Raw genomic sequence first — 6000 nt, 5'->3', positions numbered from 1 at the left:
AACCTGTGGGAGCTGGCTTGCCGGCGATGGGCCGCAAAGCGGCCCCCTTACTCAGGCCTCGGGCCAGAACGCCCGGATCCCGGCAACACCCTGTGCCCCCACTTCCCAGGCTTGCTCGCGCTGATCAGGCCCTACCCCACCCAGCAGGTAAACCGGCTTGTTGAACCCGGCAATCAACCGCTGCGCCTCATCCCATCCCAACGGCACCGCCTCTGGGTGAGTCTGGGTCGCCTGCACTGGCGACAAGGTGACAAAGTCCACGCCCATCTGTTCAGCAAGCGCCAGCTCCTCGGCGCTGTGGCAGGACGCCGCCAGCCAGCGCTCCTTGGGGAACGGCCGGCCCTTGGCAGCGTACTTGCGCAACTGCGCTGCCGTCAGGTGCCAACCGGCCGACGGGAAATCACCCAGCCATTCCAGCGGCCCCTTGAGCATCAGTTGCGCCTTGCCCCCACACAACCCCACGGCATCCACCGCCACATCACGGTACTTGGGGTCATACATGTCCGGCGCCCGCAACTGGATCAGGCGAGTACCATTGGCCACCGCCTTCTGGATGCCCTTGAGCATCTGTGGCACTTCCAGGCCATCCGGGGTAATCAGGTATTGGTCCGGCAGACGCGCGGCAGCCACAATCGGCTTGTTGGCCTCGGGGAACTCGTATTGCGCCAGGTCCCGTGGCGACACCCACTCCAGCGGCTGCCCTTCTGCGCCATGAGGTTCGCCCGTGAACGCTTCGACTTCGCGCACGTCCAGCAGCACCTGTTTGTCCGGGTAGTCATGGCTGACCTTGATCAGCGCACGCGAGCGGGTCACCTCGATGCCCAGCTCCTCGCGCAGCTCACGGGCCAGCGCCGCTTCCACGCCTTCACCCTCTTCCACCTTGCCACCGGGAAACTCCCACAGGCCGCCCTGGTGCTGGGTATCCGCCCTGCGGGCAATCAGAATACGGCCATCAGTACCGCGAATGACCGCCGCTACAACATGTATCCGTTTCACCCTTCACGCTCCGCCAGGCCGGCCTGCTGCCAAGCCTGGAAGGCTGGCCACTGATAAATGGTTTCGATGTAGGCTGCCGCCTCTGCCGGCACCTCCACGCGGTAGGTGCGCAGGCGCACGGCCACCGGGGCGAAGAAGGCGTCGGCCAGGCTCGGCTTGCCGAACAGGAACGGGCCGCTGTCCTTGGCCACCACGCGGCATTCGGACCACAGCGCGACGATACGGTCGATGTCGACCTGCACGTCCAACGGCACATCGTCCAGGGCCTGGTCACGCGACAGGTCGAACGGCATGGCACCGCGCAGGGCGAAGAAACCGCTGTGCATCTGCGCACAAGCCGAACGGGCCTGGGCACGCGCGGCTACGTCGACAGGCCACAGCTGGGCGTCGGGGTGCTGTTCGTTGAGGTATTCGGCGATGGCCAGGGAATCGGCGATCACACCGTGTCCGGTCTTGAGCAACGGCACTTTGCCGGTGGAGGAGAAAGCGAGGATGCGCTGACGGGTATCAGGCTGGTTGAGCTTGATCAGGGTTTCTTCGTAGGGCACGCCAGCCAGCTCGAGGGCCAGGGCGCCACGCAGCGACCAGGAGGAGTACAGCTTGTCGCCGATGATCAGGTGATAGCTCATGGTTCGGCTCCATCGGTTTGGAATGCTGGGGCTGCTTTGCAGCCCCATTTTCGATCAGGTACGGTACTCGGCGTTGATCTTCACGTACTCGTGGGACAGATCGGTGGTCCAGATGGTTTCGCTGCACTGGCCACGGCCCAGCTCGATGCGGATGGTGATCTCTTCCTGGGCCATCACTGCCGAGCCCTGAGCTTCGGTGTAGCTCGGGTCACGGCCGCCTTTACTGGCGATGCACACGCTGCCCAGGTACACGTCGATCAGGCTTACATCCAGTTCCGGCACGCCAGCACGGCCAACGGCGGCCAGGATGCGGCCCCAGTTCGGATCGGATGCGAACAGTGCGGTCTTGATCAGTGGCGAGTGGGCCACGGCATAGCCGACGTCCAGGCATTCCTGGTGGTTGCCACCACCGTTGACCTGCACGGTCACGAACTTGGTGGCACCTTCGCCGTCACGGACGATGGCCTGGGCCACTTCCATGCACACTTCGAACACAGCCTTTTTCAGCGCTTCGAACAGCGCGCCGCTGGCTTCGGTCACTTCCGGCAGGTTGGCCTTGCCAGTTGCGATCAACATGCAGCAGTCGTTGGTCGAGGTGTCGCCGTCGATGGTGATGCGGTTGAACGACTTGTTGGCGCCGTCCAGCATCAGGTTGTGCAGCACGTCGCGGGAGACTTTGGCGTCGGTAGCGATGTAGCCAAGCATGGTCGCCATGTTCGGGCGAATCATGCCTGCGCCTTTGCTGATGCCGGTGACGGTGATGGTCACGCCGTCATGCTCGAACTGACGGCTGGCACCCTTGGGCAGGGTATCGGTGGTCATGATGCCGGTGGCAGCTTCAGCCCAGTGGTTTTCCGACAGGTTGTCGAGGGCGGCCTGCAGTGCACCTTCGATCTTCTCGACCGGCAGTGGCTCGCCGATCACGCCGGTAGAGAACGGCAGTACCGACTCGGCCGGCACGCCAGCCAGCTCGGCCAGCTTGGCGCAGGTACGTTCGGCGGCGGCCAGGCCTGGCGCGCCGGTACCGGCGTTGGCGTTACCGGTGTTGGTCAGCAGGTAGCGCACGGTGCCCTGTACACGTTGCTTGGACAGGATCACCGGCGCTGCGCAGAAGGCGTTGAGGGTGAACACGCCAGCCACGCTGGAGCCTTCGGCACAGCGCATGACCACCACATCCTTGCGCCCCGGGCGCTTGATGCCGGCAGAAGCGATGCCGAGTTCAAAACCCGGAACCGGGTGCAGGGTGGGCAAAGGACCAAGACCAACAGCCATTAGAGCGCTCCTAGAAAAACGGTGAAGTGATGATGGAAGAGCGGGGCCGCTTCGCGCCCCATTCGCGGCACAAGGCCGCTCCTACAAAGGCATCGCGACCATTGGGTCGGGCGCGGTCCCTGTAGGAGCGGCATTGTGCCGCGAATGGGCCGCAAAGCGGCCCCGGATGTTTCAGGTTACAACTGCCTGGTCAAATCACTCGATCTGCCCGTGGCAATGCTTGAACTTCTTGCCCGAACCACACCAGCACGGCTCGTTGCGGCCCAGCTTCTGGTCGTTGCGCACTGGCGCTGCGGCGACCGCCACTTCGGCGCCCTCTTCGCTCAGTTGCTCGCTTTCCAGACCCGGGGCAGGGGCATGCTGGAACTGCATGCGGCTGGCCAGTTCCTCGGCCTCGCGGCGCAGGCGTGCTTCCTCTTCGACCGGGTCTTCGCGGCGTACCTGAACGTGCGACAGCACGCGGATGGTGTCGCGCTTGATCGACTCGAGCAGCTCCTGGAACAGGCTGAAGGATTCGCGCTTGTACTCCTGCTTCGGGTTTTTCTGCGCATAACCACGCAGGTGAATACCGTGGCGCAGGTGGTCCATGGTCGACAGGTGGTCTTTCCACAGGTCGTCCAGTACACGTAGCACAATTTGCTTCTCGAAGGTGCGCAGCGCTTCAGCGCTCGCCTGCTCTTCTTTCTCGTTGTAAGCGGCCAACAATTCGCTCAGCAGCTTCTCACGCAGGGTTTCTTCATACAGGTGGTCATCCTCGTCGAGCCATTGCTGGATCGGCAATTTCACCCCAAAACCACTTTCGATCGAAGCTTCCAGGCCTGCGACGTCCCACTGCTCAGGCAACGACTGCGGCGGAATATGCGCGCTGACAGTGCTGTCGAGTACGTCCCGACGGAAGTCCGCAATGGTCTCACCGATGTTGTCGGCGGCCAGCAACGTGTTACGCATGTGATAAATCACTTTACGCTGTTCGTTGTTGACGTCATCGAACTCCAGCAGTTGCTTACGAATATCGAAGTTACGCCCTTCAACCTTGCGCTGAGCCTTTTCGATGGCATTGGTGACCATGCGGTGTTCAATGGCTTCACCGGACTGCATGCCCAACGCCTTCATGAAGTTCTTCACGCGGTCGGAGGCAAAAATACGCATCAAGCTGTCTTCAAGCGACAGGTAGAAACGGCTGGAACCGGTGTCACCCTGACGACCGGCGCGGCCACGCAACTGGTTGTCGATACGGCGCGACTCGTGACGCTCGGAAGCAATCACATGCAGGCCACCCGACTCCAGTACTTGCTGGTGACGTTTTTGCCAGTCTGCCTTGATCTGTGCGATTTGCTCGGGCGTCGGGTTCTCAAGGGAAGCGACTTCCACTTCCCAGTTACCGCCCAACAGAATGTCCGTACCACGACCGGCCATGTTGGTGGCGATGGTCAAGGCACCCGGGCGACCGGCCTGTGCAATGATTTCAGCTTCTTTTTCGTGGAACTTGGCGTTCAGAACCTTGTGCTCGATGCCTTCCTTGTTCAACAGGTTGGACATGTGCTCGGAGGTTTCGATGGTCGCCGTACCCACCAGCACCGGACGGCCTTTGGCCATGCAGTCTTTGATGTCAGCGACAATCGCTGCGTACTTCTCGTCCGCAGTCAGGAATACCAGGTCGTTGTAGTCTTTACGGGCCAACGGCTTGTTCGGTGGAATAACCATCACTGACAGGCCGTAGATCTGGTGGAACTCGAACGCTTCGGTGTCGGCCGTACCGGTCATGCCGGACAGTTTGTTGTACAGACGGAAGTAGTTCTGGAAGGTGGTCGAGGCCAGTGTCTGGCTTTCTGCCTGAATGTTCAGGCCTTCCTTCGCTTCGATAGCCTGGTGCAGACCTTCAGACAAACGACGGCCCGGCATGGTACGGCCAGTGTGCTCGTCAACCAGCAGAACCTGACCGTCTTCAACGATGTACTCAACGTTGCGATGGAACAGCTTGTGCGCGCGCAACGCCGCATACACATGGGTCAACAGGCCCAGGTTATGCGCCGAGTAAAGGCTTTCGCCTTCAGCAAGCAAGCCGACCTGGGTCAGCATTTCTTCAACAAACTGGTGACCCGCTTCGTTCAGTTCGACCTGACGGGTTTTTTCGTCGATCGTGAAGTGGCCGGGCTTGGTAACCTCGCCTTCCACTTCTTCAACGTGCTTTTCAAGGCGCGGAATCAGTTTGTTGATTTCGGTATAGAGCTTGGAGCTGTCTTCAGCCTGACCGGAAATGATCAGTGGTGTACGCGCTTCATCGATCAGGATGGAGTCGACTTCGTCAATTACCGCAAAGTTAAGCTCACGCTGGAATTTTTCTTCCATGCTGAAAGCCATGTTGTCGCGCAGGTAATCGAAGCCAAATTCGTTATTTGTACCGTAAGTGATATCGGCTGCATACGCTTCACGCTTCTCTTGCGGCGGCTGGAACGGCGTGACCACGCCGACCGACAAACCCAGGAATTCGTAAAGCGGGCGCATCCAGTTGGCATCCCGGCGAGCCAGGTAGTCGTTCACGGTCACCACGTGTACGCCCTTGCCGGACAATGCGTTGAGATATACGCCCAACGTTGCGACCAAGGTCTTGCCTTCACCGGTACGCATTTCTGCGATCATGCCTTCATGCAAGGTCATGCCGCCGATCAACTGGACGTCAAAGTGGCGCATGCCCATGACACGTTTACCGGCTTCGCGGCAGACGGCAAACGCTTCTGGCAACAGCTGGTCGAGGGTCTCACCTTTGGCTATGCGGGCCTTGAACTCTTCGGTCTTGGCGCGCAATTGCTCATCGTTCAGAGCAACCATTTGCTCTTCGAATGAATTGACGACCTGTACCGTCTTGAGCATGCGTTTAACTTCGCGCTCGTTCTTGCTTCCAAAAAGTTTCTTTAACAAAGGCGCAAACATATCGGCAGGATCTTCCACACATAGGGATGGAGGGCGGCCCCAAGAGTCGCCCGAGCAGCCCTGATGGCCGCATGCGAGCGAGCATTCTACCCGGAAACGGCGGTGAGGAAAGTGGCGTTATTCCACGATACTGGTGCTGCGTTGTGACGGGGCTTCACTAAAATAAGGGCTT

General features: G+C 60.4%; 4 protein-coding genes. All 4 read right to left on the bottom strand.

Annotated features, from left to right (window positions below; genetic code table 11):
- Positions 1 to 51: 51 nt before the first annotated feature.
- Positions 52 to 996 (bottom strand): Nudix family hydrolase, encoded by a 945-nt coding sequence (locus tag Q1W15_RS16355; RefSeq protein WP_300730224.1) that lies wholly within the window; start codon positions 994 to 996, stop codon positions 52 to 54.
- Positions 993 to 1625 carry a glutathione S-transferase family protein gene (locus Q1W15_RS16350; RefSeq protein WP_016498058.1) on the bottom strand — a complete coding sequence of 211 codons (633 nt, stop codon included), beginning with the start codon at positions 1623 to 1625 and terminating at the stop codon, positions 993 to 995. The genes Q1W15_RS16355 and Q1W15_RS16350 overlap by 4 nt, the downstream gene beginning before the upstream one ends.
- Before the next feature lie 54 nt (positions 1626 to 1679).
- Positions 1680 to 2897 carry a bifunctional glutamate N-acetyltransferase/amino-acid acetyltransferase ArgJ gene (gene argJ, locus Q1W15_RS16345; protein WP_300730223.1) on the bottom strand — a complete coding sequence of 406 codons (1218 nt, stop codon included), beginning with the start codon at positions 2895 to 2897 and terminating at the stop codon, positions 1680 to 1682.
- Between the two features lie 195 nt (positions 2898 to 3092).
- Entirely contained in the window at positions 3093 to 5828 is a 2736-nt protein-coding gene (gene secA, locus Q1W15_RS16340; protein WP_300730222.1) for a preprotein translocase subunit SecA, read from the bottom strand.
- Between the last annotated feature and the right edge of the window lie 172 nt (positions 5829 to 6000).

The sequence above is a fragment of the Pseudomonas sp. genome, from assembly GCF_030150285.1.
Taxonomy (GTDB): domain Bacteria; phylum Pseudomonadota; class Gammaproteobacteria; order Pseudomonadales; family Pseudomonadaceae; genus Aquipseudomonas.
Note: the sequence above shows the minus strand (reverse complement) of the source record. Positions and strands in the feature narration are given on the sequence as shown.